The sequence below is a fragment of the Bradyrhizobium sp. PUT101 genome, assembly GCF_052043945.1.
GTDB lineage: Bacteria > Pseudomonadota > Alphaproteobacteria > Rhizobiales > Xanthobacteraceae > Bradyrhizobium.
Genome location: NZ_CP197207.1, coordinates 7,425,638 through 7,452,230, shown reverse-complemented (window position 1 = coordinate 7,452,230; position 26,593 = coordinate 7,425,638). Strand labels below are relative to the sequence as shown.

General features: G+C 61.7%; 25 protein-coding genes and 1 pseudogene. 11 read left to right on the top strand and 15 right to left on the bottom strand.

Translation table 11 applies throughout. The features are described 5' to 3' along the window. Nucleotides 1-230: 230 nt before the first annotated feature. Genes ACSHT2_RS35225 through ACSHT2_RS35210 form a run of 4 tightly spaced genes read right to left on the bottom strand, consistent with a single transcriptional unit; the run spans nt 231 to nt 5,436 of the window. Nucleotides 231-1,721: an ATP-binding protein gene (locus ACSHT2_RS35225; protein ID WP_440639753.1), complete on the bottom strand. Its 1,491-nt coding sequence runs from the start codon at nt 1,719-1,721 to the stop codon at nt 231-233. A 35-nt stretch (nt 1,722-1,756) separates the two neighbouring features. Continuing rightward, nucleotides 1,757-2,503, bottom strand: coding sequence for a DUF6339 family protein (locus ACSHT2_RS35220; protein WP_440639751.1), 747 nt, complete (start codon nt 2,501-2,503; stop codon nt 1,757-1,759). Next, nucleotides 2,504-3,334 carry a hypothetical protein gene (locus ACSHT2_RS35215; RefSeq protein ID WP_375790752.1) on the bottom strand — a complete coding sequence of 277 codons (831 nt, stop codon included), beginning with the start codon at nt 3,332-3,334 and terminating at the stop codon, nt 2,504-2,506. It abuts the gene before it with no gap. After that, the gene (locus ACSHT2_RS35210; protein ID WP_440639749.1) at nt 3,331-5,436 is read right to left on the bottom strand and encodes a hypothetical protein; all 2,106 of its coding nucleotides are present in this window, start codon (nt 5,434-5,436) and stop codon (nt 3,331-3,333) included. Before ACSHT2_RS35210 ends, ACSHT2_RS35215 begins: the two co-directional genes overlap by 4 nt. Nucleotides 5,437-5,604: 168 nt before the next feature. Between ACSHT2_RS35210 and dcm the strand changes: the two genes are divergently transcribed. Genes dcm through ACSHT2_RS35195 form a run of 3 tightly spaced genes read left to right on the top strand, consistent with a single transcriptional unit; the run spans nt 5,605 to nt 8,495 of the window. Then, nucleotides 5,605-6,825: a DNA (cytosine-5-)-methyltransferase gene (dcm, locus tag ACSHT2_RS35205; protein WP_440639747.1), complete on the top strand. Its 1,221-nt coding sequence runs from the start codon at nt 5,605-5,607 to the stop codon at nt 6,823-6,825. Continuing rightward, nucleotides 6,818-7,267, top strand: coding sequence for a very short patch repair endonuclease (locus ACSHT2_RS35200; RefSeq protein ID WP_440639745.1), 450 nt, complete (start codon nt 6,818-6,820; stop codon nt 7,265-7,267). Before dcm ends, ACSHT2_RS35200 begins: the two co-directional genes overlap by 8 nt. A 1-nt stretch (nt 7,268) precedes the next feature. Continuing rightward, complete coding sequence (locus ACSHT2_RS35195) at nt 7,269-8,495, top strand: type II restriction endonuclease (protein ID WP_440639743.1); 1,227 nt, start codon at nt 7,269-7,271, stop codon at nt 8,493-8,495. On the opposite strand, the gene ACSHT2_RS35190 is transcribed toward ACSHT2_RS35195, so the two are convergent. Beyond that, complete coding sequence (locus tag ACSHT2_RS35190) at nt 8,467-9,423, bottom strand: HNH endonuclease (RefSeq protein ID WP_440639742.1); 957 nt, start codon at nt 9,421-9,423, stop codon at nt 8,467-8,469. The two genes, ACSHT2_RS35195 and ACSHT2_RS35190, sit on opposite strands and share 29 nt — an antisense overlap. Nucleotides 9,424-9,633: 210 nt before the next feature. Continuing rightward, nucleotides 9,634-10,734 (bottom strand): HNH endonuclease, encoded by a 1,101-nt coding sequence (locus ACSHT2_RS35185; RefSeq protein ID WP_440639740.1) that lies wholly within the window; start codon nt 10,732-10,734, stop codon nt 9,634-9,636. A 277-nt stretch (nt 10,735-11,011) separates the two neighbouring features. On the opposite strand from ACSHT2_RS35185, the gene ACSHT2_RS35180 reads away from it, so the two are divergent. Further along, on the top strand, nt 11,012-11,308 hold the full coding sequence (locus ACSHT2_RS35180; RefSeq protein ID WP_440639738.1) for a helix-turn-helix transcriptional regulator: 297 nt from the start codon (nt 11,012-11,014) through the stop codon (nt 11,306-11,308). Here the strand turns inward: ACSHT2_RS35180 and ACSHT2_RS35175 are convergent. Together ACSHT2_RS35175 and guaA are read right to left on the bottom strand one after the other, a co-directional pair. Then, on the bottom strand, nt 11,262-12,518 hold the full coding sequence (locus ACSHT2_RS35175; RefSeq protein WP_440643003.1) for a tyrosine-type recombinase/integrase: 1,257 nt from the start codon (nt 12,516-12,518) through the stop codon (nt 11,262-11,264). The genes ACSHT2_RS35180 and ACSHT2_RS35175 overlap by 47 nt on opposite strands. A gap of 291 nt (nt 12,519-12,809) precedes the next feature. Further along, the gene (guaA, locus tag ACSHT2_RS35170; protein WP_440639736.1) at nt 12,810-14,408 is read right to left on the bottom strand and encodes a glutamine-hydrolyzing GMP synthase; all 1,599 of its coding nucleotides are present in this window, start codon (nt 14,406-14,408) and stop codon (nt 12,810-12,812) included. Between the two features lie 149 nt (nt 14,409-14,557). On the opposite strand from guaA, the gene ACSHT2_RS35165 reads away from it, so the two are divergent. Then, nucleotides 14,558-14,929 (top strand): nuclear transport factor 2 family protein, encoded by a 372-nt coding sequence (locus ACSHT2_RS35165; protein ID WP_440639734.1) that lies wholly within the window; start codon nt 14,558-14,560, stop codon nt 14,927-14,929. 18 nt (nt 14,930-14,947) lie between these two features. Here ACSHT2_RS35165 and ACSHT2_RS35160 read toward each other — a convergent pair whose 3' ends face one another. Further along, a complete protein-coding gene (locus ACSHT2_RS35160; protein WP_319329176.1) occupies nt 14,948-15,400 on the bottom strand; it encodes a winged helix-turn-helix transcriptional regulator in 453 nt (150 codons plus the stop codon). A gap of 95 nt (nt 15,401-15,495) precedes the next feature. On the opposite strand from ACSHT2_RS35160, the gene ACSHT2_RS35155 reads away from it, so the two are divergent. The 3 genes from ACSHT2_RS35155 to ACSHT2_RS35145 all read left to right on the top strand — a co-directional run bounded on the left by ACSHT2_RS35155 (nt 15,496) and on the right by ACSHT2_RS35145 (nt 17,623). Then, nucleotides 15,496-16,758 (top strand): MFS transporter, encoded by a 1,263-nt coding sequence (locus ACSHT2_RS35155; RefSeq protein ID WP_440639732.1) that lies wholly within the window; start codon nt 15,496-15,498, stop codon nt 16,756-16,758. Nucleotides 16,759-16,822: 64 nt separating this feature from the next. Then, the gene (locus tag ACSHT2_RS35150; RefSeq protein ID WP_194387789.1) at nt 16,823-17,155 is read left to right on the top strand and encodes a DHCW motif cupin fold protein; all 333 of its coding nucleotides are present in this window, start codon (nt 16,823-16,825) and stop codon (nt 17,153-17,155) included. Nucleotides 17,156-17,413: 258 nt separating this feature from the next. Then, a complete protein-coding gene (locus ACSHT2_RS35145) occupies nt 17,414-17,623 on the top strand; it encodes a cold-shock protein (protein WP_015686739.1) in 210 nt (69 codons plus the stop codon). 111 nt (nt 17,624-17,734) lie between these two features. On the opposite strand, the gene ACSHT2_RS35140 is transcribed toward ACSHT2_RS35145, so the two are convergent. After that, nucleotides 17,735-19,036: an RsmB/NOP family class I SAM-dependent RNA methyltransferase gene (locus tag ACSHT2_RS35140; protein WP_440639730.1), complete on the bottom strand. Its 1,302-nt coding sequence runs from the start codon at nt 19,034-19,036 to the stop codon at nt 17,735-17,737. A 29-nt stretch (nt 19,037-19,065) separates the two neighbouring features. Further along, a complete protein-coding gene (locus ACSHT2_RS35135) occupies nt 19,066-19,488 on the bottom strand; it encodes an MAPEG family protein (RefSeq protein ID WP_440639729.1) in 423 nt (140 codons plus the stop codon). A gap of 122 nt (nt 19,489-19,610) precedes the next feature. Here ACSHT2_RS35135 and ACSHT2_RS35130 point away from each other — a divergent pair. Together ACSHT2_RS35130 and ACSHT2_RS35125 are read left to right on the top strand one after the other, a co-directional pair. Beyond that, nucleotides 19,611-19,706, top strand: a pseudogene (locus ACSHT2_RS35130) (acriflavin resistance protein); the annotation flags it as partial. 69 nt (nt 19,707-19,775) lie between these two features. Beyond that, nucleotides 19,776-20,618, top strand: a complete 843-nt coding sequence (locus ACSHT2_RS35125) for a metallophosphoesterase family protein (protein ID WP_440639727.1) — start codon at nt 19,776-19,778, stop codon at nt 20,616-20,618. Between the two features lie 14 nt (nt 20,619-20,632). Here the strand turns inward: ACSHT2_RS35125 and ACSHT2_RS35120 are convergent, their stop codons facing one another. The 3 genes from ACSHT2_RS35120 to guaB form a co-directional block, all read right to left on the bottom strand. Continuing rightward, complete coding sequence (locus tag ACSHT2_RS35120; RefSeq protein WP_440639725.1) at nt 20,633-20,929, bottom strand: hypothetical protein; 297 nt, start codon at nt 20,927-20,929, stop codon at nt 20,633-20,635. Between the two features lie 150 nt (nt 20,930-21,079). After that, nucleotides 21,080-22,102: an NADP-dependent oxidoreductase gene (locus ACSHT2_RS35115; protein ID WP_440639724.1), complete on the bottom strand. Its 1,023-nt coding sequence runs from the start codon at nt 22,100-22,102 to the stop codon at nt 21,080-21,082. A gap of 170 nt (nt 22,103-22,272) precedes the next feature. Next, complete coding sequence (gene guaB, locus ACSHT2_RS35110) at nt 22,273-23,766, bottom strand: IMP dehydrogenase (protein ID WP_440639722.1); 1,494 nt, start codon at nt 23,764-23,766, stop codon at nt 22,273-22,275. A gap of 450 nt (nt 23,767-24,216) precedes the next feature. Here guaB and ACSHT2_RS35105 point away from each other — a divergent pair, with 450 nt between their 5' ends. Then, nucleotides 24,217-25,707, top strand: a complete 1,491-nt coding sequence (locus ACSHT2_RS35105; protein WP_440639721.1) for an MFS transporter — start codon at nt 24,217-24,219, stop codon at nt 25,705-25,707. A gap of 205 nt (nt 25,708-25,912) precedes the next feature. On the opposite strand, the gene ACSHT2_RS35100 is transcribed toward ACSHT2_RS35105, so the two are convergent. Further along, the gene (locus ACSHT2_RS35100; protein WP_319329156.1) at nt 25,913-26,593 is read right to left on the bottom strand and encodes an RlmE family RNA methyltransferase; all 681 of its coding nucleotides are present in this window, start codon (nt 26,591-26,593) and stop codon (nt 25,913-25,915) included.

Below are 26,593 nucleotides of genomic sequence, written 5' to 3'. Positions count from 1 at the left end.
GCAATTGCGACCGTTATGATTTAGCTCCCTCAGCGTTACGGACGCGAGCCGGGACAATTCAGCAGGAATTTCGCTTCCAGATGGAGTCTCGACAAGAAGGCCGATCTTGTTTGTGATTCCGTCACCGAATACCTCAACGAGGGGGGCGTCTGTTACGCGATGCACCCGCTGCTCTCCAGCGATCAGGACGGTGGATTTGAAGTTTTCCCAGGAGAGATATTTTGGCGCTGTCATTCAGGGCACCTTTCGAACCGAACCGCTCGTACCAGTATTCGATTGATCTGCTCAAGCCGTTCACGCATTTTCGATCCCATCCGCTCAGACGAAAGTGCGTCTTCGAGCACCAGAAACAGCAGACACTTCAGCACGGGCAAATCCGCCGACGAACCAGCAAGGCCGTGCTGCAGCTGCTTCCGATACGCCTGATTTATGTAGAGATTTCCACCATCACGATCGATGTCAAAGAAGAGTCCGCTGTGCAGTTTTCTCCACCCGATTTTTAGATCATGATGCTTCGTCGTCGCCTTTATTCTGAGCTCCTTGTGTAGAAAGGTAACCAGGGTCGCAGGGAGGCCGCCTGAAGGTATCAGCGGGAGTTCGGCATCAGTGACAGCTCGCTTTCGATAGGCATCGTTTGCAAGTGATATGTATTTCTTGAAGTCGATCCCGGTTGCGGTTTGCGCGCGAAGAAGTGACTTTGCCAGGTCAGGCGGAAGCTGAATCTCCATCTTCTTGACGTCGAGGCTAACGTCCACATCCAGTTCGGCCGCGATATCGACCTCAAGGCGAGCGAGAGACGAATGCGGCTCCGCTTCGCGGAGGCCGTTCCAGCCACCTGCCTGTATCAGGCGGTTGTTCCTGTAGAAATAGAACCCTTGCCGGCTATTGGCTCCGCCGGGAAGCCGGTAGGCAGGAGTGGCCGAATTGGGCGGCCAGATGTGTGCCATCATCTTGATGCGGTCGCTGTAAGGACCGTCTACTGACATCTGAAGCGGAAATGCGGGATTGCCGCTACGATCATATCCAAAGGGATCGAGTGGTTTGATCTGTACCGGCAGGCCCGCCGAGCCTGAGTGCTGATCAAAAACGTCGAGGGTTATCGCAATTTTGCGAGGCCGCCCGGAAAGAAAACGATGAAAGGCAAGCGCAAGAAAGTTCTCGAGCCTCTTGAGAAGCTTTTGAGCGAACTCTTCGGCCGTGTCCTGATGGCGTCGCAGCCTGTACAAATTTGACCATCTGACAAGGGTTCCGGAACGCTCCAGTGGATGCTCAGGTATCGCATCATGGACAAGACGGACGCATTCTTCCTCGTCGAAAACCTTGCATACAAACCCCTGGGCAATGCCATGCTCGGGCCATTCCCGCCCCGAGATCTTTCCATCCTTGCGCGTGACTACCTGAACTTCGCGAGCCTGGCTGAGGGAGGCAAGCTTCAGTCCGAGACCAAACTTGCCGAGACGATTGATGTCGTTCGAAACATCCGCACCAAATCGCATTGCATCCCGAAGCGTGTCCGGATCCATACCGTGACCATCGTCCCAGACGAACAGGTCGAGTTGCCCGTCTTTTCTGATGTAGATCCGGACGAGAACGTTGGGTGCACACGCGTCTATCGAGTTATCGATTATGTCGGCAACAGCGCTTTCGAACGTGTAGCCGATAGATCGCAACGCCACTTCGAGCTTGCGGTTGATCGGCGGAAGGAGCTCTTCTCTACTCATGCAAATTCGGGTTTCAGTCTGGAGTTGACTCGCGATCAGGCCATCGTGCGAGCGTGGAAAAGGCAATCCTTCAGGAAGAGATTGATCTCATCCGTATTAAGCACCTCGAAAACAATTCCGCCGCCGAGCCTGTTCAGCGATTTCATGAACATTCTGAAATTCTTCTCTGCGTCGGTAACCCACGGCTCGGATTTCATCAGGCCGAGAACTGCTGTAGCGATGTTTCGGCGGCTGGTCATCCAGATCCGCTCGACAAAATTACTGCGAATGTCCGCCGTCTTCAGAATGAGTGACAGGGCTTCATCCGGATCATCAGGATTGCAAGTGCGAGCGATCTGGTAATTCCACCACAGCCGCGACAGTGCGTGGTCATCACGGATCTTCGTTTGCCCGGAAGCAAAGAAATGGTCTTCGACGAGCTTCGGAACGGCATCATCTTTGGCCTGCCCTATCCACCGGTCACGTGCGTAGGCAAATGCCTCGATATGCGACAGCCTTACCCAGACACGCTCCTCATTGGCGAGGGTGGGCGACAGGTTCGCGAGCGCTTTCCCGACAATTCGGGAGTTTGCCAGATCTATTGAAGCAATGGTTCTCGGCGTGGCGCGGTCCAGCGTGCCCAGCAAAACCTCGTCATACTCAACGCCCAGACCGATGTTCCAGCCGGGGTCATCTGTAAATTCCAGAAAGCCGTCTGTCCTGTATCGCGCAACATTGGTTGTCACGCCGCTCTTTAGCTGTGCCAGGGACTTGTCAGAAAGGTATTTGAGCTGGGCGACCATCTACATAGTCCCCACTACCGCTATGGACTTCCTGAGAGGTGCCCTCAAGAGCTTCTGGGCAATCATGAGCGGGGAGCCATTGCGGTCAGCGGGGTTGATGCCCAGATCATCGCACTTCGCCTTGAACACCCGATACCAGTTCATGCCCGTTGCAGCCGTGTCACCGCTCTGCAGCAGCGCAAGGACGTCCATGACCGCCGGCAAATAGACCGAGCTCAGCAGTATGCTGCGGCCGGCCGGCATGTTTCGCATGTCCGCCAGGTCCTTGTGGGTCTTTGGTTCGGCAAGGATGGTGATTCGGTCGCGCAATGGATCGACCTGAACCATGCCGGGCTCGATCCCCTCACCCACCGCCAGCTCGAAGATGCTTTCAAATGGCTTGAATTTCTTCTTGTCGATCGAGAAACGGAACTCAGGCCCAAGGGCGATAACTGCCCCTTTCGGAAGATTGACCGACGCGCCGAATTCCTTGTGAATGAGCGGGCTGCTGAAGTGGTGTACGGGGGTCAGCGTCCACACGGCCGGACGTAGAGTGACGGCGCCAAACAGCCGTGCCCCGTCAAAATGCCTTTCGCTGCGTCCCAGTGGCGCTGATTGAAGAACATTGAAGTAGGTACGGCGGCAAACGACAAAATAGCCGGTCGCAGCCTGCTGGTTTTCGATCAGCTTCCGCAGGTCCGTGGAATCAAGGTTCAGCTCCGCAGTAAGCTTGAGCTCGCCCTCTGCGGTCATTTGCTGAACGAAGGCGCATTTGAACTCACCTGTGACGTAGTCAGAAGAGAAATCGCTCAGGACGGGATGAGGATACCTCATGCTCTCGTTCAGCTTCATGAAGGCGCTCCGTTCGCAAGAGGCACGACCACGGCTGACATCTCGACGGGGCCTGCGTATGAACTGTCAAACTCGATATCAAGCGCGACCCGTTCACCACGCTTGCAGGCAACCTCGATTTTTCCACCGTTCAGGGTGCCGCCGGAAACCGCTGTCACGACGAGCTGGTCCGGATTACTGAGGCCTGTGGCCTCCACCGACAGGTTCACCGAGCCCGTAACGGGTGACGTGAAAAAGAGCCTGCGCTTCTTGCCGGAAGTGCCGTCCAGCAACACGTTGCGCTCGCCTTGCAGCTCAATGCTCCTCGATTGCGGCTGCGGTCGCGGTGGCTTCGGACCGGGGTCGGAATCAGGGCCTGGATCGGGGTTGGGCTCAGGCGCAGGCTCGGGTGGCAGCGGGCCTGGACCGGGAATCGGCGGATCGTCATCTTCGCTCGCGGAGCTCGCAGCCCGGCGGGGCTTTGGCGGCGATTTCTGGATCACCGTTGGCTTCAGGACGCGCGGGTCGGTTTCAGGACCGGCATCGTCCCATTCACGGGCCGCGTCCGACGCAAAGAAATCGTTCAGTTCGTCGAGCTCCATGCTGCTGGTGGGCTCGGACTTCGCCAACTCCCGGATGCGCTGGCGTATCTGCTTGGCCAGCCGCTCGAAGGCCCGCTTTCCCTGCGCCCGGAGTTGAGGATCAGTAATACGGTCAGCTGAAAGGTCGTCGTGCGCCGGATTCTCCAGGCGCTTGAACCACTCACTTTCAGTTGTGCCATCCGGCTCGACAACAACCGCAAATTCGCGGTGCAGGGGAAAGCGTTTGAAGGGCTCGTTGAACTTGGCAAGATTGTCCGTGATGTACATGCCATTGCGGATGATCCCGATGGTATAACCTAGCCCGTCCCTGAGGAGCACACGCATCTGCACCTTGCCGAGGCCCTGCACGTCCAGCATCGTCAGGGTGGTTTTTTCGTCGATCAAACATCCATGCAGGGTCCTGGCAGTTTCGAATGCGACGCCGGCGTTCGTCAGCTTGACAGCCTCGATCACCTTCGGGTTGTGGAAGAGGGATTGCAGGGTGTTCCTGTTGATCTTGATGGTGCCGTTGTCGATCTCGAATTCCATCTCCTGACGCTCGATGGCGCCGAAGAAGTTTATGATGATGGCTGCGGCCATCTCGTATTGCCAGTCAGCATCGTCATCGCGCACGCAGGCGGAGAAAATCGACGTCCCCCGGGTATTGCGAAGCAGCCACGCCGGGATCTCGGCCGGATTGTCCAGTGGCAGATATCCGTCCAGCTTGCCCCAGTACCCCTTGCGCCTCCTTGCCTTCCCTTCCGCATCAGTATGAGAAATGAAGAGTGTCTTTCCCATGCAAAGCACGCGATCGGAGCCCCGGTCGTCGCGATAGCGCGTCGAGATGAATGCAGTCTGGATGTCAGAGACAGCGAGGGCGGCATTCTTGCCAATGCCAAAAGAGCCTCCGGAGCCGATATCCTCCTTGGCGCTCACGCTGTCTGACTTGGCGAGCGCATGGAATGGATATCCTTCCTCACAAGGACCACGAACGCCCGTTGTGTTGAAGTCAGCGATTCTCAGAACCCTGATCTCGGGGGCCTCAAGGGCACGTATCGCCTGCTCGAAGAATCCTTTCTCCTTTTCGTTCTTCGGCCTGTCAGCCTTCTTGAGGCACAGTCGTGCGGCCTGCCGATAAGCGATGATTGAAGGAAAATCATCGGAGCTCATCGAAAGGACGTCTAAGGTGAGACGCACTGGCCTGGTGTGGTCCTGCCTCGCATCCCTGCTGTTCTGGCCGGTTTCGCGAGCTACAGCTGTAAATGGCTTGTCTCTGAAATTCTCTACGCCGGGATCACTGAGACCTTCGGACTCACCGCCCGTATTCAAAAGAAACTCAAGTCCTATCCTGGGCAACCCTAATGCTCCCCCTGCTGCTGCTGCTAGGCCAGCAATTCCTTTTTGGAAACAATAGGCTGCCTCAACGCCCGGTTGCAAGGTGCCATGCCCCAGGCATTTCGTCGGGATCGACTCTGGGCAACGACGGCGCGCTTCCGATTCCCCCGATGCAGGATCAATTGGATCTGCCAATCGGTCCGACATGTGCTCACGGGAAGAGCGACCCAGCTGCAAAACGGCGGCCTTTGCCCCGCCGATCAATTTTCCTGTGTGCCATCGCCCGAAAGAGAACAAATTAGGAACATTTTAATTGTTCGCTGGGAATCTTTGTGTCACGGTGAGACTCGCTGACACAGATTCGGGGGACAAACGGTGGCCGGCAAACTGACGCGATTCACGACATTATGCCACCAAGCTGGCCTGTCCTTCGACGAAGCAATTCATTTGATTGGCGTTTCTCGCAGCACCGGATTCCGTTACCAGAACGGCAAGAACAGGCTCGAAGGCGCCGAGCTGAAACTCCTGGAACAGGCTGCTGCAGCCCGCGTGTCCGACACCCCAGGCTGGTTTCGCTTCATCGACCTGTTCGCCGGCATTGGCGGCCTGCGAAAAGGCTTTGAGAGCATCGGCGGCCGATGTGTCTTCACGTCCGAGTGGGACAAGAACAGCCAGAAGACCTATGCCAACAACTTCCCGGACAATCATCCGATCGCCGGTGACATCCGCGAGTTTTCAGAAAAGCCCGATCTCATCCCGGAGCATGACGTCCTGCTGGCGGGTTTTCCATGCCAGCCCTTCTCCATTGCCGGTGTGTCGAAGAAAAACGCGCTCGGAAGGAAGCACGGCTTCCTCGATGAGACGCAAGGCACGCTGTTTTTCGATACCGCGCAGATCATCAAGCACCACGAGCCTTCGGCATTCGTGCTGGAGAACGTCAAAAACCTCGAAAGCCATGATGGCGGCAAGACTTTTAAAACGATCATGAAAGTGCTGACTGACGAGTTGGGCTATCACGTCCAGCATCGCGTCATCAGCTCGGAGCCGTGGGTGCCGCAGAAGCGGCAGCGTATTTTCATCGTTGGCTTCAAGAACCCGACCACATTCGATTTCAAGGCACTTCAGTTGCCGTCGGCCGAGAATGGACCAAAGCTCGGCAGCATCCTCGAGCCCGAGGTTGATCCGAAATATACGCTTACCCCTCATCTGTGGAAGTACCTGCAGGACTACAAAAAGAAGCACAATGCCGCGGGCAATGGCTTCGGCTATAGTGTCTTCGGTCCCGACCAGGTGACACGTACCCTGTCGCAGCGCTACTACAAGGACGGCTCCGAGATCCTGGTGAAGCAGAAGGGTAATCGTCCTCGCCGTCTCACACCGCTCGAATGTGCCCGCCTGATGGGCTTCGACCGGCCGGGCAAGCCATTCATCCTGAAGGACGTGTCTGACACCCAGCTCTATCGGCAGTTCGGGAATGCCGTCGTCGTGCCGGTGGTTGAGTTCGTGGCCAAGGCGGTAAAGCCGCATCTCGTCGAGGCCATCAAGCCCGAGCAGGATGCGCAGCGCGCGTTCGACCTGCGCGTTGCAAATGGCTGACGTCGTCTCTCCGGAGGTTCGCAGCCGGATGATGTCCGGCATCCGGGGAAAGAACACCAAACCTGAGATCTTCCTGCGCAAGGGCCTCCACGCGGAGGGCTTTCGCTTCCGGATCCATGCGCGACTCCCTGGCAAGCCCGACATGGTCTTCCCGAAGTGGAATGCCGTGCTCTTCGTTCACGGCTGTTTCTGGCACGGCCATAACTGCCATCTGTTCAAATGGCCCTCCTCGCGGCCGGAATTCTGGCGGGCCAAGATCAGCGGCAATGTCTCGCGTGACGAGGCGAACATTACGAAGCTGCTGGAGGCCGGTTGGCGGGTCGGCATTGTGTGGGAATGCGCCCTCAAGGGGCGCACGCGCCTTGACTCCTCGCAGGCAATCAAGAGTTGTTCGAAGTGGCTAAAGTCTAACAGGAAACGCTTTGAACTCGCCGGGGCATAGGATGCAGCGCGGGCTTCTGTCTGATTACTTCGAGGGAGTTGCTGTCAAACGCCTCAGCGCTGTCGAGGCCGATCCCAAGCGCTCCAACCAGCATGAATTCCAGGGTGGCCATATCCGCAAGCTGCTGGGCGATGAGGACCGGCTGAAGATCCCCGCCCGGTTCATCTGGCTCAGCGACGAGCAGGAAGCGATTTCAGAAGACAGCGTGGTGAGCTGGTACGACTCCCGGAGGAAGCAGGCGCACAGGTCCGCAGAATATCGTCTCTACTATTATGCGAACGGCGTCACGGCGTTGATGGGCGAAGGCGATACGTTCTTCGTGGCAATGCGTCCAGACGGGACGGCAATGATCATCGTCACGCCCAAAGACAGCACAATCCAGAGCCAGCTCATTTATCTGTTCGGGCTTGATAAGCAACCCGACTTCACGTTCAAGGTAAAGGAGATCGCGGAGGACCAGTCATCCCGGTTGGACTTTGCGGCACGGTACATCCTTGACGAGCTTGGGATCGATGCCGAGGAGCCGGAGGCGGACAAGCTCGACAGCATTCTTGAGCCCTTTGGCATCAACTTCCCCGCCACTGCCGACTTCTCGAAGCTGGCGCGGGACTCGCTGACCAACGTGAACGCCGGCGACAACGCTGACGCCGTCCTCATGGCATGGATCGAACGTGAAGAGTTACTGTTCCGGCGGCTCGAGCGGCTGGTCGTAGCCGACCGTCTGCGGGCTGGCTTTCTGACCAACCAGGTCCCCGATGTGGACGGCTTCATCTCGTTTTCTCTTAGCGTTCAGAACCGGCGCAAGTCACGCGCCGGTAAATCGCTGGAGCATCACGTCGCTGCGCTGTTCTCCGCCCGCAAGCTGAAGTTCGAGCGTGGTGTCGAGACCGAGCTTCGCAACAAGCCCGACTTCCTTTTCCCCGGCAAGGCCGCGTACCAGGACCTGGAATTCAAAGCCGAGAAGCTGACCATGCTCGGCTCGAAGTCGACCTGCAAGGACCGATGGCGGCAGGTGCTGTCAGAAGCCGAGCGCATCCCTCACAAGCACCTGCTTACGCTGGAGCCCGGCATCTCGGAGAACCAGACCGACGAGATGCGTGCGAAGAAGCTGCAGCTTGTGCTCCCGGCTTCTCTGCACACCACCTACCGCGAGGCCCAGAGAGGCTGGCTGATGAATGTCGAGGACTTCGTGAAGCTGGTCAGGACGAGGCAGGCTCCGGCCGATTGACGATGTTGGCAATGTGCCAGGCCAGCGCCTCTGCGTGAGGAGCCTTGTTGACATCCGAAGGCTTCGTTAGTTCCTTTCCCTTGAAGGCAACGAGCGAAGCATTTTGCGGGTGCCCCTCGATATCGGACCGGATCATCACCTTGCCATCTGGCATAATGCCCCACATGCCCTGATCAAACGCCCAGTGATGTGAGCGACACAGAGCGAGGCCGTTTCTCGCGTCGTCAGCCCCCTCCTTGCCACGTGGAACGATATGAGCAGCTTCGGTTTCCCATTTGCCGGCTGACAGCATCAGCCCCTGGCCACAGAGACAGCACTTGCCCGAGTAGTAATCGCCGACGAGCTTTAGGAACGCTCGGGACCTCGCAACCTTCCTGCTTTTCGTCTCGTGCTTGACCGCTTCCTTGTCGAACATCTCGAACGCTTTGGTCTCGCGCTCTACCTGTTCCTTCTCCGCGGTGACAAGCTCAACATCGGTTGCCGGCGGCAGGCCCCTTATTACAAGGCCCGACTTGCGTTTGCGCGTGTTGGCACTCGCCTCGCTGAATTGGTCAGTTCCCTGCTTGAGTAGGGTCAGGCGCAACAGATTACGGTTTACAAGGCTGCGTTCGACCACGAAGATATCGCCCGCATTTGACTCCTTGTGGATCGCGGGAATTCTCGTGATGCGAAACTCACCCGGGAGTCTGGTGCCACCCCAGGTCTGCACCTGATACCTGGCTTTCACTCGATCAACTTCAGTCAACCCGATCATCAGTATCGCGTCTATTTCCATGCCCGGAGCGTGGACTCCTGGCGGTCTCTCGATCTTCGGCAAGTACGCCTGCAAATCCTTCGGGATTACAGGTCCGCCCTGATTGCTGGCGGCCTTGCCGGTGTCGTTTTTGGCGAGCACCTTGAATAGCGGCGCATCGAATTCTTCTTCCATCGGCGTCCTCCGTAGACGCCAACGGCTATCTGATTCTCCTCGGGGCGAGTCCGGATGGTTGCATTGGTCATTAGTTCACCCCGGCGACCAAAGGTCGCTGTGCCGCTGCGGTTCTCGCTTAGAAATCTGCGTGCCACCAGCGGAGCCCCCAAGGCTTCGAGATCACGTCGCCCGAGGTGTCGGCACCTCACAGCATCGGTCGGCAGCTACCTACATGCGACTGTCGGCCTGCTTGTTCAAAGCCAGTTTCAGCAGACGGTGCTCAACGCGATGGCAATTCGCACAGAGACACTGCAAGTCTTCAAGCCTGGTCGTGTGACCGTCTGCCATTTCCTCCACCTGCACTGCGTGGTGATGGACCTCAATGCACGCGGCACCATGCGCGCCTTCATAAATCGCGACTGGGTCCATCCCGCAGCGCTCGCAGAATAGCTTGCCATGTGTGCGAACAAACCAGTCCTTCTTGGCTTGCGACAGTCCTGACGCGCGTTCTTTTCGCAGGTGGGCGACAAGGCGAGGCTTCCCTTCAGTCCACGACCGATCCTCTGGAGACTCCGGGGAGTCTATGGGCTGACTTTCCTCTCCTTTTGCGACAATGATGAAGCCAGCACTTTCAAGAATCCGGAAGCACGGAGTGCCGTGGCCGCTCGAGAAATGCCTGGGCAGCACTTCATGACCAAGAGCTTCTGTCGCGGCCAGGCCAAACACCGCCTTTGGCGGGTAGCGTTCTTCTGCGCTTGCAATCAGATCAAAGTCGATCGAAGTACCGTATCCGTGTCGAAAGTTCGGCTGACGCAGCTTTTGCACCGCGTTCCAAACGTGCTCCGCCGTTACCACACGGAACGTTTCAGCGGGAAGTCTTTCGGCGCCCCGCACGTCTTCCTGGACTTGAATCGTGCGAAGCGCTGACTCCAGCTCTAGCAACTGCACGTCTGGCGCAAACTGGATGCGAATTTTCTTTGTCGAATTGCCGCCCTTTCGGCCTGCGCCCTGGCCGACCAGCTTCATTCGTCTGGACATGAGTGTGAAGGCAGACGAACCATCCGCATCAAGTTCGCCATTAGACAAAATGATCCGCTCCTCGATGGGCAAGCGCTGAACGTCAAGGCTGTCTACCCATGCGCGGTCAAACGGCAAGCGAGCGGAAACTATACGTCGGAGAAGAAGTCGAAGCGCGGGGCCGTACTCGGCATTCGTTACATTTCCTTTGGCGGTGCTGCCACCGCGACTAAACAAAGTGATGCCGCTCGTATCGAGCTCGGCATGAGAATCCATAGGGCGGCCATCTTCACTTAGAATTTGGTAGATCATGCTCGTCCGCCACCAACTAATGCTTCCGATAAAGTACCCGTTGCGAGTCTGGGGTACAGGCTTGCGGACGATCGGTCCTTAAGCGACCGCCCCTCCACTCGCTCAATGATGCGTTCCTTCCCAGCGAGGTGCAAGCGAACTGGCCGTACCACCTCCATATTCGACACTGCCAAACGTTTCCTTTTACACGACACGCTCATCGGGCGGTTGCCGGGCCGATTTCAGAACTCTAGTTGCACAGTATCTATCGGTCTCAATCGCGTTGCAGGACAGCAAAATGGCACATCGGGAAAGAACACCCATCAAACGCACTATCCGGCGAGACCAGCTTCGCGAGATGGTCCCGCTTGCCGACAGCACCATCTATGAGATGGAGCAGCGCGGCGACTTTCCGAGACGGTTCGCACTCTCGGCGCGGTGTGTGGTGTGGGACCTTGCTGAGGTCGAAGCCTGGCTGGCTGCGCGCAGATCGACGCCCCCTATTCGTGCGCCGCATCCTGATGTGAGGCAACGTCGAGCCCGGCCGGTTAAAGTGCCGGGTCCGGCTGCAGGAGCGGCATTGAAGGCGGAATGAGCGTCGGAATGTATTTCTGGCCACCAACCCAGGCATCCACAATGTTGGACCACTCCTGCATCATATGACGGCGCTGCACCTCGTATTCTGCCTTGTTATAGACTCCCCTCGATGACCGTCCGTCCTCGTGCGCAAGGCACTTTTCGATCCAGTCGCTATTGAATCCAAGTTCGTTCAGAAGAGTTGACGCCGTTCTTCGCAGGTCATGAACCGTGAACGGCTCCAGCGGAAGCCCTTCCTTTTTCGCCTGGTCAACGACCGAGTATGTGATCCGGTTGAAAGTTGCCCGCGACATCGGAGCGTCGGCGTCATAGCGCGACGGCAGGACATACTTTGAATTCCCCGCGCAGGTCTTCAGCGCAATGAAGATGTCGTGCACCTGGCGCGAGAAATACACATTGTGCGCCTTCGAGCGCTTCATACGCTCCTTGGGAATCGTCCAGACCGCATTCTCGAAATCGACTTCATCCCATGTGGCATCGAGCAGTTCGCTCTTGCGGACCATGGTGAGCAGATAAAGACGCAATCCCAGCCTGATGGTGGGTAAAGTCGCGACGCGATCAAGTTGCTTGAGCATGATGCGAATTTCAGTCGGTGATAGCGAACGGTCTCGCGGGACAAAGTTTGCGATCGACGCGGGTCCCACCTCGTCCGCCGGATTGGCGATCTTCTCGCCATGCAGGATCGCAAACCCGTAGATCTGCTTCACGATATCGCGGACGTGGATCGCGGTTGCGGGAGCGCCGCGCTCCACGATGGCAGCGCAATGGGCGCGAAGATCGCCAGGTGCGATCTCATTCAAAAGGCGCTTGCGCCAAACGGGAAGCAGTTCGCGTTCGAAGATCGATCGCCGCATTGCCCGGGTACTATCGGCCATGGGTGCCGCGACGAGCCACTTCTCTCCGAGCTCACCGAAACTCCTGGCTTCAAGGAGACGCCGTTTCTCGCGCTGCTTCTCGATAGCGGGTGACCGCCCCTCGCCTACCCCGCGCCTCGCATCGATGCACTTCTCGCGAGCGCGTGCGAGCGACAACCCTGTCGGGCCGTACTTTCCGAGAACCACAGTCTCGCGTCGACCATGCAGACGGTAGTCGAGTCGGAAAGACAGCGTGCCTGCGGGCGACACAACCACGTACATGCCGTCTCGGTCGGTGACCTTGTATGATTTTTCCTTTGGTCTCAGCGCCTTAAGCGCAGCGTCTGTCAGCAAGGACATTCCCTCCAGGCAAATACCGTCAGCCATTCTTGAGCCGCGTTTGACTGGAGATCTCTTTGTTTTCCAAGCACTTGGGCAAAGAAAAATACCGTCAGACGCAGCATCGCGTATGACGGTATTGATCGGGATCGATGGTTTCAATGGACGGCGACACCGTCAGGCGCTCCGTCTGTCCGGTTTTATGCGCGCCGATAGTTCTCGAATGCAGATGAAGATTTAGATCGTAAAATCAGTCTGTTAAGTCGTGCAATTGAACAGAGCGGGATAGTCCCGGACGGATCCGAATTATTCCCACTCGATCGTCCCAGGCGGCTTGCTCGTCACATCGTACACCACCCTATTCACCCCCTTCACCTCGTTGATGATGCGCGTGGCGGTTTCGCCCAGGAACTTCATGTCGAACTGGTAGAAGTCCGCGGTCATGCCGTCGGTGGAGGTGACGGCGCGCAGGCCGACCACGTAATCGTAGGTGCGGCCATCGCCCATGACGCCGACGGTCTTGACCGGGAGCAGCACGGCGAAGGCCTGCCAGATCTCGTCGTAGAGGCCGTGTTTGCGGATCTGATCGATGTAGACGGCGTCCGCCTTGCGCAGGATGTCGAGCTTGTCCCTGGTGATCTCGCCGGGGCAGCGGATGGCGAGGCCCGGGCCCGGGAACGGGTGGCGGCCGACGAAGATTTCGGGCAGGCCGAGCTCACGGCCGAGCTTGCGCACCTCGTCCTTGAACAGCTCGCGCAAGGGCTCGACGAGCTTCATGTTCATGCGCTCAGGCAGGCCGCCGACATTGTGGTGCGACTTGATGGTGACGGAAGGTCCGCCGGTGAAGGAGACGCTCTCGATCACGTCGGGATAGAGCGTGCCCTGCGCGAGGAAGTCGGCGCCGCCGATCTTCTTGGCTTCAGCCTCGAACACCTCGATGAAGAGGCGGCCGATGGTCTTGCGCTTCTGTTCGGGGTCGGTGACGCCTTCGAGCTCGCCCAAAAATTGCTTGGACGCGTCCACGTGCACGAGCGGGATGTTGTAGTGGTGGCGGAACAGGTCGACGACCTGCTCGGCCTCGTTGAGGCGCATCAATCCGTGATCGACGAAGACGCAGGTGAGCTGGTCGCCGATCGCCTCGTGGATCAGCACGGCCGCGACCGCGGAATCGACGCCGCCGGAGAGGCCGCAGATCACCCTGCCCTTGCCGACCTGCGCGCGGATCTTGGCGATCTCCTCCTCGCGGAAAGCGCGCATGGTCCAGTCGCCGGTGAGGCCGGCGATCTTGCGCACGAAGTTGCGGATGAGTTTCGCGCCGTCGGGCGTGTGCACCACTTCGGGGTGGAACATCAGTCCGTAATATTTGCGCTTCTCGTCCTGGATGATCGCGAAAGGCGCGTTCGGCGAGGTGCCGGCGACGGAGAAGCCCGGCGGCATCCTGGTGATGCGGTCGCCATGGCTCATCCAGACCTGGTTCTTGCTGCCTGATGACCAGACGTCCTCGAACAGCTTGCTGTCGGCCTTGACCTCGACGTCGGCGCGGCCGAATTCGCGGTGATGGCCGCCCTCGACCTCGCCGCCGAGCTGCGCGGCCATGGTCATCTGGCCGTAGCAGATGCCCATCACGGGCACGCCGGAGGCGAAGATCAATTGCGGCGCGCGGGGCGAGCCGGCCTCGTGCACCGACTCTGGCCCGCCGGAGAGGATCACCGCCTTCGGCTTCATCTCGTTGAAGGCCTCTTCGGCCTTGTTGAACGGCACGATCTCGCAATAGACGCCGTCCTCGCGCACGCGACGCGCGATCAGCTGCGTCACCTGGCTGCCGAAGTCGACGATGAGAATCTTGTCGTGCGCCGAGGCCACCGGGGGCGTCGACGCGGAGCGGTCGTTCTGTGCTGCTGTCATGGCCAGCAGATACGCTGGCGCGGCCCGGGCCGCAACCGCGCACGCGGCGCGCCCACATGCTTCTTTGGGCATGGACAAACGCATATAGGTCAGTAATATTGACCTATTATGCCCCACGCCTCAAACAGGGGCCGATCAGGGAGAATGCCATGTCACAGCATCATCAGCCATCATCGCTTGCCGCGCTCGGCCGGACCTGGGTCGAGGCCTGGAATGCTGGCGATCTCGAGCGCGTGCTTGCGCTCTACGACGAGGCGGCCGTGATGACCTCGGACCGCATTCCGGCGATGGGGTTCGACGCCAGCGGCACCGTGCGCGGCAAGGCCGCTTTGCGCGCCTATTGGAGCAAGGCGCTCGGGCTGTTGCCGGAGCTGCACTTTTCGCTGATCGATCTGTTCGTCAGCCCGGACAGCGTGGTGGTGTTCTACGAGAACGAGCGGGGAAAGAAGATCTGCGAATACCTGCGGGTGAACGAGGCCGGGCTGATCGTGCAGGGCTCGGCGAATCATCTGCCCCATTGATCCGTCTGCGCCGCGCCATCAGCGCTTGCGCGCGCCGACCTTTCGCACCTTCGTTTCGGACCACGTCAGCGGCCGCCCGGTTCGCGACGGCAGCACCAATTGCCCAACCGGCTGGCCTGCCTGGTCCACCAGGTCGGAATGCGCCTCGCCGCGCGCATAGAGATGCGCCTCGCCCCATTGGCGCAAACCGACGATGACAGGAAACAAGTCGCGGCCTCGCCTCGTCAGCGCGTATTCCTGATACGCGCTGCCGTCGGCAGCCGGAACCAGTTCGAGCACGTCGAGCTCGACCAGCTTGCGCAGGCGCGTGCTGAGCATGCCCTTGGCAATGCCGAGGTTCTTCTGGAAATCGCCGAACCGGCGCAGCCCGTCGAAAGCATCGCGCACGATCAGGAGCGACCACCAGTCTCCGATTGCATCGAGCGCGCGCGCCACCGGGCAGTCGGCCTCGGAAAAACCTGTCCGCTTCATGCTCCCACTCCTATCTGGTTCTAAAATAAGACTAGACAGCGCCGCGCGCAACTGGTCCTATGATGAGACTAGATGGACCGTGCCGGAGATGACGGATGACGAGCAATGACCTCGCCAGAGGCAACCCGAAGACTGGTGCCGGGCCGGCCGGGCACGGGCTTTCTTCCGCGATGGCGCTGCTGCTCGCGCTGGCTTGCGGCCTCAGCGTTGCCAACATCTACTTCGCCCAGCCGCTGCTCGACGCGATGGCCCAGGACCTCGACATCGCTCCCGCAGCGATCGGCATGGTCGTGACCTTCACGCAGATCGGCTACGCGTTCGGCCTGATCCTGATCGTGCCGCTCGGCGACCTCTGGGATCGCCGCCGTCTGATCGCCGGCCAGATTGCACTCTCGGCGACCGGACTCGTGGTCGTCGGCACCGCATCGCACGCCGCGGTCCTGCTCGCGGGACTGACGCTGGTCGGCGTGCTTGCCGTCGTCGTGCAAATCCTCGTCGCCTTTGCCGCAACGCTCGCGACGCCGGACGGCCGCGGCCGCGCCATCGGGACAGTGACCAGCGGCGTCGTCGGGGGAATCCTGCTTGCGCGTTTCGCCTCGGGCGCGCTGGCCGATATCGGCGGCTGGCGCACGGTCTACCTGGTTTCGGCCGGCCTCATGCTCGCCATGGCCATCCTGCTGTTGCGCGTCCTGCCCCGCGGTCCGCACGCGGCAATGGCCGGCTCCTCGTATCTGTCGCTGCTGCGCTCGACGGCGGCGCTGTTCACCGAGGAGCCGATCCTGCGCGAGCGCGCCTTGTTTGCGTTCCTGATCTTTGCCGATCTCAACGTGTTCTGGACGTCGATCGTACTGCCGCTTTCGGCGCCCCCTTTCCTGCTGTCGCACACGACTATTGGACTGCTCGGGGTCGCCGGCTTCGCCGGAGCACTCGGCGCGCGCAATGCCGGCCGTCTCGCCGACCTCGGATGGGCCCAACGCACCACCGGACTGTCGCTGATGCTGATGCTCGCCGCCTGGGGCGCGATCGCCTGCCTGCATGTCTCGCTCTGGTTCGTCGTCGCAGGCGTCATCATGCTGGATCTCGGGCTGCAGGCCGTGCATGTGACCAGCCAGAGCCTGATTGTCGCCGCCCGTCCCGACGCAGCAAGCAGGCTGGTCGGGGGCTACATGGTGTTCTACTCGATCGGCAGCGCGGCTGGCGGAATCGCGGCGACCATGGTGTACGCGATGATGGGCTGGAGCGGCGTTTGCATGCTGGGTTCTGGCATCAGCGCCGCCGCTCTGCTGGTCTGGGTCATCAATGCGAGCAGGATGCAAGAGGCGGCCGGCTGTGCGCTGGCGCCCTCGCCGCCCAGGTAAAGTGCACGACCCGGAAATCGGCATAGGCTAACAAGCGATGCACCGCATCAAGGCAGATCCTTCCATGAAACTCCCCACCTCCCCCTTCACCGTCACCGACTGGAGCCGGATCGAGGCGACCACGCATCCCGGCGAGAGCGGTGAGGCCAAGTGGCGCACGCTCAACATCGGCGATCTCCGGGTGCGGATGGTCGAGTACTCGCCGGGCTATCTCGCCGATCATTGGTGCGATCGCGGCCACGTGCTCTACGTGTTGAAGGGCGAGCTCGACTCCGAGCTGCGCGACGGGCGCAAATTCAAGCTGACGGCGGGCATGAGCTACCAGGTCTCGGATTTCGGCGACGCGGCTCACCGGTCCTCGACGGCCACCGGCGCCACGCTTTTCATCGTGGACTGATGCGCCGGGCGGTTTATTTGCACCGCAAAATAGCAAAGAGGCGCGACATCCCGAACCACGAGTGGTGCCTTGAAGTGGCCCCAAATTCTCGCTATATTGTGATCATCGATACTTGGCCGAACGACTGGGCCGCTTCGCTTCGTTACAGACGGGCGCGCACGCTTCAGATGACTTCTCCAAAAATCGACTGAACAGGATCATGGGCGCAGCGACGCGTACCGGTCCGCGTGCGTACCATCTCTAACAAAGGAAATACCCATGGCTATGGGCACCGTGAAGTGGTTCAACACCCAAAAGGGTTATGGTTTCATCCAGCCGGACGACGGCCAGAAGGACGTGTTCGTGCACATCAGCGCGGTCGAGCGCGCCGGCCTCTCCACCCTCAACGAGGGCCAGAAGGTCTCGTTCGACATCGTCGCCGATCGCCGCAGCGGCAAGTCCTCGGCTGACAATCTCCGCGTCGGCTAACAGCCCACGCAGCAGCGCTTCTGACCACGGACGTACCGGCAGAAGCGCCAGCAAACACAGGCCCCGCGACCGGTATCCGGTGCGCGGGGCTTTTGTTTGCCCCGGCCTTGATCAGGCCGTCTTCCTCAGCACCGAGACGAAGAAGCCGTCCGTGCCGGTACGGCGCGGCGTCATCAGCCAGCCCTCGGGCGATTGCAGCGCGGCGTCCGCGAAGGCCTCCGCCTTGTCCCAGAGCACGCCGGCGGTCTGCTCCGGCGGCACGACGGCGAATTCCGGATGGCGCGCGACGAACGCCCTCACCTGCTCGCCGTTCTCTTCCGCCAGCACCGAGCAGGTGATGTAGGCGATGCGGCCACCTGGCTTCACCAGCGGCACCGCACGCGCGAGCACCTCGGCCTGGTCGCGCAGGCGGATCTCCAGCGCGCCCGGACGCATCCGCCATTTGGCATCGGGGTTGCGGCGCCAGGTGCCGGTTCCCGTGCAGGGGGCGTCGATCACGACGAGGTCGGCCGAGGCGCGAATGTCCGCCAGCGTATCCATCTCGCCCTTGGGCGTGCGAACGTCGGCGTTGTGGACGCCGGCGCGCGACAGCCGCTCGTGGATCGGGGCGAGCTGGCGCTTGTCGCTGTCGGTCGCGATCAGCCGTCCCTTGCCCTGCATCATGGCCGCGAGCGCCAGCGTCTTGCCGCCAGCACCGGCGCAGAGATCGATCACCTGCTCGCCGGGCTTTGCCGCGGTAAACTGGGCCGCAAGCTGCGATCCCTCATCCTGCACTTCAATTGCGCCCTTGATGAAATCCTCTTCCGCCTGGATGCCAGGGTTGCGCGCATCGGCCGAAAGCTCGATGCGCAGGCCCGTTGCCGACCACGGCGTCGGTTTCGCATGAAGATGAGCAAGTGCACGCAGCACCTTGTCGCGATTGGACTTTAGCGTGTTGACGCGCAAATCGAGCGGCGCCCGGCTCGCCATCGCGGCCGCTTCCGCCGCGCGGTCCTCACCGAACACTTTTGCCAGATGCGGATCGAGCCATTCGGGATAGTCGCCGGCGACCGCGGCCGGCGCGTCCTTGAGGGAGCGCGAGGCGAGCGCGGCCTGCTCGGCCTCGGTCAGCGGCGCCGGCGCAAACCGGCTGCCGTCGAACAGCGCGGCCATGGTGGCCGTGTCCATATTGCGCTCGAGGCGGAGCATGCCGATCAGCCGCGCCCGCGCGGTATCGGAATCCATCAGGAACGCGCTCGAGGCATAGCGGCGCAGCACGTCCCAGACGAGACCGGCGATCGCGGCGCGGTCGCCCGAGCCGGCGAAGCGGTGCGCGGTGCCCCACTCCTTCAGCGCCTTGGCCGCGGGCACGCGGTCCCTCTCGATGGTGTCGATCAGTTCGATGGCTGCGGACAGCCGGGCAGCGGGGGTCATTTGAATTCTTTCAAGCGGCGCGCAAGCGCCTAGATCAGCAGCAAAAGCTTCAGCGCGAAGTACATCCACATCGCCAGCAGCACCAGCACGCCGGCAACCCAGACGGTGGAGCGCCGGCCCAGATCGTTCGAGGACACGAAGATCCCGGCATGGGCAAAGCGCGTCACGACGAACACCCAGGACATCAACACGATGAAGAGATCGGCGCGGCGCAAGGGCAACGCCAGCGCGATCAGGACGTAGAACAGCACCGGCAGCTCGAACTGGTTGCGGTAGCAATTGGCGATTTGTGTGGCGCCCTTCGGCCAGTTCGGCTCGCCCAGCGCAATGTCGCGAATCCTGGTTTCGCCGGAGACCAGCGTCTTGCGGCGCGCGACGACCATGCCGATCAAGAGCGCGAAGGTGAGAGCGACCTGCACGAAGACCGGCAGCAAAACCATTTGAACGGACATCGGAACTTTCCCGGCGGGCGAAATGCCTCCGACCGTCATTAGCCGCGCCTTCTGGCGCTGACAATGAACGACTTGAACCGACGTTCCCGGCCTTGCGACCAACCGCCGATAGCCAAAGCGATTTCGGCCCCTGGCACCTCGCCGACCGCATTGCCTCCCCGGTCGCGGGCGCCGTCGCACCGCAGGACGGCTACACGATCCGCTACCGCGTGCTTTAAACTTTGTTCGTTGCGATCCGTGCCCGCGCCGTCATCGTTCCGACGCGCGACGACGGGTAGGATGATCGCATGCCCGAATTTCACCTGACCCAGATTTCCGACACCCATCTCGGCCGGCGCTTTCCCGGCCTGATCGCCAACTTCCACCGCATCAGCGAGCACATCGACGCCGACAGGCCCGATCTCGTCGTCAACACCGGCGACGTCTCGTTCGACGGGCCGACCAGCCGCGACGACGTCGAATTCGCGAAAGGCCTGCACGACGCCCTGCCCGTCGCCTGCCGCTACCTGCCCGGCAATCACGACATCGGCGACAATCCGACCGCGATCGGGCCGGCGCCGAAGCCGCCGGTCAGCCCGGCTCACCGCCGGCAATTCTGCGACATCATCGGCGAAGACCATTGGTCATTCGAGGCCGCGGGCTGGCGCTTCATCGGCCTCAACTCGCTGGTGATGAATTCGGGGCTTGGCTTCGAGGCCGAGCAGTTCGACTGGCTCGCCTCCGAGATATCGCGCACGAACGGCAGGCCGGTCGCGCTGTTCCTGCACAAGCCGCTGTTTCTCAACCTGCCCGACGACCCCGAGACGCCGGAGACCTCGATCCGCTATGTGCCGCAGCCGGCGCGGGCGCGGCTGATCGAGATGTTCGGAAACGTCGACCTGCGTCTCATCGCCAGCGGTCACGTGCATCAGCGCCGCGACTTCACCTGGCGCCACACCCGCCACGTCTGGGCGCCCTCGGCGGGTTTCGTCATCAACGATCGGCGCCAGGACCGGATCGCGATCAAGGAAGTCGGGCTCGTCGAATACCGCTTCCAGCCCGACAATCTCGAGGTTCGCCACGTCCGCGCGGCGGGCCAGGTGGACGTCGACATCGAGGAGCTGCTCGCTCAGATGGGCGGCGAGCATTAGCTCGCGACTGGTTCTCAGGCGACGCTCTTGAGATCCTGCTGGATCGCGGCGAGCAAGGATTGCAGCGCCTCGCTGTTCACTGGTTTGGCCGCCAGATCATTGGCGGGCGGGTGCCCGGCAGCTTGCGCAACCTTGACCGGGCGCTTCGGGAACGGCGGCGGCGCCGGCATCGCGGCTTGCGTGAAATCGCCCCCGTCGTCGACGTGGACGAACTTGCCATGGATGACGTCGTCGCGACGGCCCATGACGAACATGGTCGCCCAATAGGCGGCGGCCAGCACAATGACGCAGAAAATACCAATCTCTAACATCGCAACACCTGAAATATGCGCGATGATTCAATGCCTTCATCGGCCCGTCAATCGACCGGCGTTCACACCTGCGGCTTTTGCGAGCAGGTGTGGCCGATCGGTGACTCTTTCTTAACCATTTCCGGCCCGCCGGGGACCGGAAACGGCGGCTCAGGCCTTGTCCGGCCCGACCCGCACCAGCTGCTTGCCGAAATTGGCGCCCTTCAGGAGGCCCATGAACGCGTCAGGCGCGCTCTCCAGGCCCTCGGTGACGAACTCCTTGTACTTGACCTTGCCCTCGCGGACCCAGGTGGACATGTCGCGAAGGAAGTCGCCATGGCGGGCGGCGAAGTCGGAAACGATGAAGCCGCGGAAAGTCAGCCGCTTGGTGAGGATGTTGCGCATCATCGCGCCGGCCCATTTCGGCGGCTTGGCCTCGGTGTCGTTGTAATGGGCGATCAGGCCGCAGACCGGCACGCGCGCGAACGGATTGAGCAGCGGGAACACGGCTTCGAACACGGCGCCGCCGACATTCTCGAAATAGACGTCGATCCCCTTCGGGCACGCCTCCTTGAGCCTGGCGGCGAGATCGGGATCGCGGTGATCGATACAGGCATCGAAGCCGAGCTCCTTCACCACGTAATCGCACTTGTCCTTGCCGCCGGCGATGCCGACCGCGCGTGCGCCCTTGATCTTGGCGATCTGGCCGACGGCCGAGCCGACCGCGCCGGAGGCGCCGGCCACGACGATGGTCTCGCCGGGTTGCGGCTTGCCGATGTCGAGCAGGCCCGTGTACGCCGTCATGCCAGGCATGCCGAGCACGCCGATCGAAGTCGAGATCGGCCCGAGCTTGGGATCGACCTTGATCAGGCCCTTGCCGTTCGAGATCGCATGCGTCTGCCAGCCGGAGCGGATGCGCACGATGTCGCCGACCGCGAAATCGGGATTGTTGGAGGCTGCGACCTCGCTGACCGCCTCGCCTTCCATCACCCCGCCGATCGGCACTGGTGCAGCGTAGGACGGCCCCTCGCTCATGCGTCCACGCATATAGGGATCGAGCGACAGCCAGATCGTGCGCAGCAGGACTTCACCCTGCCCGGGCGTCGGAACTGCGAATTCCTCCAGGCGAAAATCAGACGGCTTGGGCTCGCCGACCGGACGCGCGGCGAGAACGATGCGTTTGCCTTGGGACATGATGGCTTCCTCCAAATTTGCTTCGGCGCGAACGGAAGCGGAGGGAGCGAAGCGCGTCAATACAAAAGCGAAGGCGTGGACGGTCGCCGAGCCACGCGGCTCTCGTGTCCCGGCTCTGCGGCGCATCACCGAAGAGGTGCTGCGCTGCGTCCAGGGCACGAGACCGAGAACTAACCCCCGCCCGGATAATTCGGGCTCTCGCGCGTGATCGTCACGTCGTGGACGTGGCTTTCGCGCAGGCCGGCACCGGTGATGCGGACGAACTGGGCCTTCTCATGCAGCTCCTTCATGTCGCGTGCGCCGACATAGCCCATCGCGGCGCGCAGGCCGCCGGCGAGCTGGTGCATGACGTGGCCGACGGCGCCCTTGTAGGGCACCTGGCCCTCGATGCCTTCAGGCACGAGCTTGAGCGTGTCCTTGATGTCCTGCTGGAAATAGCGGTCGGCCGATCCGCGCGCCATCGCGCCGACTGAGCCCATGCCGCGGTAGGCCTTGTAGGAGCGGCCCTGCCACAAGAACACTTCGCCGGGCGTCTCGTCGGTGCCGGCGAGCAGCGAGCCCACCATGGCGATGTCGGCACCGGCGGCAAGCGCTTTCGCAAGGTCGCCGGAGTATTTGATGCCGCCGTCGGCGATGACCGGGATATCGGACTTCTTCGCCGCTTCCACCGCATCCATGATCGCGGTGAGCTGGGGAACGCCGACGCCGGCGACGATGCGGGTGGTGCAGATCGAGCCCGGGCCGATGCCGACCTTGATGCAATCCGCGCCTGCGTCGATCAGCGCCTGCGCGCCTTCGGTGGTGGCAACGTTGCCGGCGACGACCTGCACCGAGTTGGACAGACGCTTGATGCGGTTCACCGCGTGCAGCACGTGACGGGAATGGCCGTGCGCGGTGTCGACGACGACGAGGTCGACGCCGGCATCGATCAGGCGCTCGGTGCGCTCGAAGCCGGTATCGCCGACGGTGGTGGCCGCAGCGACGCGCAGGCGCCCTTGCGCGTCCTTGCAGGCGAGCGGATGGGCGACCGCCTTCTCCATGTCCTTCACGGTGATGAGACCGACGCAGCGATATTGCTCGTCGACGACGAGCAGCTTCTCGATGCGGTGCTGGTGCAGCATCCGCCGCGCCTCGTCCTGGCTGACATTCTCACGGACCGTGACGAGGTTTTCGTGCGTCATCAGCTCGGAGATTTTTTGCTGGCGATTGGTCGCAAACCGCACGTCACGGTTGGTGAGAATGCCGACCAGCTTGCCGGGGGTCGACTTGCCGGCGCCGGTGACGACGGGAATGCCGGAAATGCCGTGATCGCTCATCAGCTTCAGCGCGTCGTCGAGCGTGGCCTCGGGGCTGATGGTGAGCGGGTTCACCACCATGCCGGACTCGTAGCGCTTGACCTGCCGCACCTGGGCGGCCTGCCCTTCGGGATCGAAATTGCGGTGGATGACGCCGAGGCCGCCGGCCTGCGCCATGGCGATCGCCATACGGGCCTCGGTGACCGTGTCCATGGCGGAGGCCATGATCGGAATGTTGAGCGGAATGGCGCGGGTGACGCGGGAACGGATGTCGACCTCGCCCGGCATGACGTCGGACAGGCCCGGCTTCAACAGCACGTCGTCGAACGTAAAGGCTTCGCGGATGCCTTGAAGTTGCACCGTGGCCATATGCCAACTCCTTCCTGCGGCCCTGCCGCAAATGCTTATGGATGAGCGCCGCCCTCGGCGTACCTTGCGGCATCGCCGGAGAATCGGAGCCCATCGGTGGGGTTGACGCGGGTCGATAGCACGGCCGCGTGACGAATCAAAGCAATTCAGGCCGCCGGCCAGCCATGCACAGGCTTTTTACGTAAATTCGGCGGGGATAGCCCGTGCGCGGCCCACCCGCTGCCATTCCGGGGCGCGACGAAGTTGCGAACCCGGAATCCCACAGCGGCCCCGCGGCGCAATGGATTTCGGGCTGGCGCCAAGCGGCGCGCCCCGGAATGACGGAGACGGAGGGTCACACCGTTGTTACGCGGGATTTAGGTGCCATGCGTCGATCCGCAATGGTCTCCGCCTGGTGGCGGTGATAAGCCGCAACTCCGCCCTTCCTCCCGATTTCATTACCAATCCGTCATGGTCGAGAAGCAACGCGTCATTCCGCTGATCGTGGCCACTGCTCTCTTCATGGAGAACATGGACTCGACGGTGATCGCCACCTCGCTGCCGGCGATCGCGGCCGACATCGGCACCAGCCCGCTGACGCTGAAGCTCGCGATCACCTCCTATCTGCTGTCGCTCGCAGTGTTCATTCCGGCGAGCGGCTGGACCGCCGACCGCTTCGGCGCGCGCATGGTGTTCGCGATCGCGGTCGGGGTGTTCATGGTCGGCTCGGTCGGCTGCGCGCTCTCGACTTCGGTCACCGACTTCGTGTTCGCGCGCATCCTGCAAGGCATGGGCGGCGCGATGATGACGCCGGTCGGACGCCTCGTCCTGCTGCGCTCGGTCGACAAAAGCGCGCTGGTCAATGCCATGGCCTGGGTGACGGTCCCTGCCCTCATCGGCCCCGTGATCGGCCCGCCGCTCGGCGGCTTCATCACCACCTACGCGTCCTGGCACTGGATCTTCCTGATCAACATCCCGATCGGGCTGCTCGGCATCTTCATGGCGCTGCGCTTCATCGATCCGATCAAGAGCGACGAACGCGAGCCGTTCGATCTCTACGGCATGGTGCTCGCGGGCATCGGACTCGCAGGCATCGCCTTCGGCCTGTCGGTTGCGGGCCTCAATCTGCTGCCGTGGAGCACCGTCGCAGCGTTGATCGCGGGCGGTGCGATCTCGATGACGCTCTACGTCATCCACGCCCGGCGGACGGGATCGCCGGTGCTGGATTTCTCGCTTCTGAAGCTGCCGACGCTGCGCGCGGCCGTGTTCGGCGGCTTCCTGTTCCGGCTGGGCATCGGCGCGCTGCCGTTCCTGCTGCCGCTCTTGATGCAGATCGGCTTCGGCCTGTCGCCGTTCCATTCCGGCCTCGTCACCTTCGCCTCCTCGCTCGGCGCCATGGGCATGAAGACGCTGGCGGCGCGGATCATCCGCACCTTCGGCTTCCGCAATCTGATGACGGTGAATGCGATCGTCAGCGCGTTCTTCCTAGGCGTCTGCGCCCTGTTCACGGTGACGACGCCGCTGCTCATCATCATGGTCATCCTGGTGGTCGGCGGCTTCTTCCGCTCGTTGGAGTTCACCGCGATCAACACGGTCGCCTATGCCGACGTCGAGACCGCCCAGATGAGCCGTGCCACCACCCTCGTCAGCGTCAACCAGCAGCTCGCGGTCTCGGCCGGCGTCGCCGTCGGCGCAGCCTGTGTCGAGACGACGATGTGGTTCAGCCATGTCAGCGAGCTCAACGCCACCGTGTTCGCGCCCGCCTTCGTCGTGGTCGCGCTGACCTCGGCCGCTTCGAGCTGGTTCTTCTGGCAGATGCCCGCCGACGCCGGCAACGAGATCTCCGGCCGCAAGGCCGTGGAGATCGCGAGCCGCAAGGGCGCCGGCAAAGGCGCGGCGAAAGCCGCCGTCAAGGCGGCAAGCGAGGATACGCAGGACGTGCGGGATCAGCGGCTGGGATGATTGGCGACGAATGACACCACGCATTCAGTGTCGTCGCTTCGAACGCAGGGACCCATAACCACAGAAAGGAGTCGTAGTGCGAGGCTCCCACTCCGAGTTTTCGCCAAGCTTCTCCCTGTGGATGGATCCCGGATCGGCGCTCCGCTCCAAGCAGCGCTTCGCGTTGCCTGGAGCTACGCTTGTCCGGGACGACATCGAGATTGGCTCAGGTCCCGCCCCGAAATCCCGTCGCCAGCACGTAGCGCTCCGAGGAATCCTGCCGGCTCGCGGCGGGCTTGACGTGGCGCACCGTCGCAAAGTCGCGCTTGAGCTGGGCCAGCAGCTCGGCGTCGGCGCCGCTCTGGAACGTCTTGGCGAGGAACGCGCCGCCGGGCTTGAGCACGTCGCAGGCAAACGCTGCGGCGATTTCGACCAGGCCGACGATGCGGAGCTGGTCGGTCTTGCGGTGACCGGTCGTGTTGGCGGCCATGTCGGACATCACGACGTCCGCCTTGCCGCCGAGCATCGCGGTGAGCTTTTCCGGCGCGTCATTGTCCATGAAGTCGAGCTGCGCGAAATCGACGCCGGGGATCTCGGGCATCTCCAGCAGGTCGATCGCGACGACCCTGCCCTTGCCCTCCGCGGAGCCGACGCGCTTGGCGGCGATCTGGCTCCAGCCGCCGGGCGCGGCGCCGAGGTCGACCACGGCCATGCCGGGCTTCAACAGCCGATATTTGTCGTCGATCTCCAGGAGCTTGAACGCCGCGCGCGAGCGATAACCTGCCGCCTTGGCTTTCGCGACATAGGGATCGTTGAGCTGCCGCTCCAGCCAGAGCTTGGACGACAATTTGCGCTTGCCGCCGGTCTTGACCTGGACGTGCAAGCGGCCGGTGGTGTCCTTGGCCAT